This window comes from Actinomadura sp. KC345, assembly GCF_004348515.1.
In the GTDB taxonomy this organism is placed as follows: domain Bacteria; phylum Actinomycetota; class Actinomycetes; order Streptosporangiales; family Streptosporangiaceae; genus Spirillospora.
In genome coordinates this window covers 1-2,007 of record NZ_SMKH01000537.1, presented here as the reverse complement: position 1 = coordinate 2,007, position 2,007 = coordinate 1, and the positions used below count along the sequence as shown (strand labels likewise).

At 73.1% G+C, this 2,007-nt stretch carries 2 protein-coding genes; both read right to left on the bottom strand.

What is annotated here, in order from left to right; translation table 11 throughout:
• Window positions 1-113 precede the first annotated feature (113 nt).
• The gene (locus E1281_RS39325; protein ID WP_131884761.1) at window positions 114-929 is read right to left on the bottom strand and encodes a ParA family protein; all 816 of its coding nucleotides are present in this window, start codon (window positions 927-929) and stop codon (window positions 114-116) included.
• A 280-nt stretch (window positions 930-1,209) separates the two neighbouring features.
• On the bottom strand, window positions 1,210-2,007 hold a 798-nt coding region (locus E1281_RS39320), incomplete at its 5' end, for a tyrosine recombinase (protein WP_131884760.1).

Below are 2,007 nucleotides of genomic sequence, written 5' to 3'. Positions count from 1 at the left end.
GGGGGCTGGCTCAAGGCGGGTCCGGTTCGTCAGGGCTCGCCGTTCAGGCGGCGGACCAGTGTGCTGTGCTCACCACGGGCTTCGACGTCGGCGACCATCGGAACCGGGCGGCCTCACCCGATGAGAGCCCACCGTCCGAGCACCTCCCGCGCCAGGCCCCGGTATGCGTTCGCGCCCATCGAGTTGGGATCGAAGAAGGTGATCGGCTCCCCGGCGACGGTCGCGTCGGGGAACCGTACCGTGCGGTTGATGACGGTGTGGAAGACCTTGTCGCCGAAGGCCTCGACGATGCGTCCGAGGACCTCGCGGGTGTGCAGCGTGCGCGAGTCGTACATGGTGCCGAGGACGCCGTCGATGACGAGGTCCGGGTTGATCCGGCCCTGCACCTTCTCGATGGTCTCCATCAGCAGCGCGACGCCGCGCATCGCGAAGTACTCGCACTCCAGCGGGATCAGCACGCCCTCGCTGGCGGCCAGCGCGTTGACGGTGAGCAGGCCGAGCGACGGCTGGCAGTCGATGAGGATGTAGTCGTAGTGATCGACGGCCGACTTCAGCGCCCCCTGGAGGATGTACTCGCGGCCGACCTCGTGGACGAGCTGGACCTCGGCGCCCGACAGGTCGATGTTGCTCGGCAGCAGGTCCATCCCGTCGACGCCGGTCTCGATGACGATGTCCTCCCACTCGGTGTCGCGTTCGAGCAGCAGGTTGTGGATCGTCATGTCGAGCTGGCGCGGGTCGCCCTTGCCCAGACCGACCGACAGGGCGCCCTGGGGGTCGAAGTCGACGAGCAGGACGCGGCGGCCGAACTCGGCGAGCGCCGCACCCAGGTTGATGGTCGTGGTGGTCTTGCCGACGCCGCCCTTCTGGTTGCAGACGGCCACGATCCGTGCGGGCCCGTGCTCGTCCAGGGGTTCCGGCTCCGGGAACACCGGCGCGGGTCGCTGAGTGGGCCCGAGGCTCCGCCTCGGATCGGTCTCTATGGTGGCGGAGGAAAGGACTCCATCCGCACCGTTAGTGCTGGTCACCAGATCCCTCCCCGGCGGCCCGGAAATGCCATCCAGAACGGGGACTCTAGGGCCGCCGCCCCAGTGTCTCAAGCCGACGCGCGACGAACGTCGCGATTTGTCGGCGCGCCGTTCACCCGGTTTGTCCACCGGACGCCCCCGGAGCGGACCGCCCGCCGCCCGCCGTGGCCCGTGTCGCCGCCGGTCAGCTCCGCGCCCGCGGGTGGGAGGTTGCGTACACCTCGCGCAGCAGCTGGACGGTCACCAGCGTGTAGACCTGCGTCGTGGTCACCGAGGCGTGCCCGAGCAGCTCCTGGACGACGCGGACGTCGGCGCCCCCGTCCAGCAGGTGGGTGGCGAACGAGTGCCGGAGCGTGTGCGGGGACACCTCCGACAGGTGCGCCCGGTCGGCGGCGGCGCGCAGCACCATCCACGCGCCCTGCCGCGACAGCCGGCCGCCGCGCGCGTTCAGGAACAGGGCCGGCCCGCCCCGCCCGGCCCGCGCGAGCTCGGGACGCGCCCGCACCAGGTAGGCGTCCACGGCCTCGCGTGCGTAGTCGCCGATGGGCACGACCCGGGCCTTGCCGCCCTTCCCGGCGACGCGGGCGAAGCCGTCGCGCAGGTCGAGGTCGTCGACGTCCAGGCCGACGGCCTCGGAGATCCGGGCGCCGGACCCGTACAGCAGCTCCAGCAGCGCCCGGTCGCGCAGGCCGCGCGCGGCGCCCGCGTCGCTCCCGGGCGGCCCGCCCGCCGCGGCGAGCAGCCGCTCGACCTCCGCGAGGGAGATCGCCTTGGGCAGCCGCCGCGGCGGCGTCGGCGGCTTGACGTCGCCGGCCGGGTCGCCGGGGGCGAGGCCCTCGCGCAGCGCGAAGCGGTGCAGCCCGCGGACGGCGGCGAGCGCCCGCGCCGCCGACCCCGCCGACAGCGGCGGATGGTCGCCGTCGCCCTCCCGCAGGCCCACCAGGTACGCGCGGACGTCGTCCTCGGCGATGTCGCCGATGGC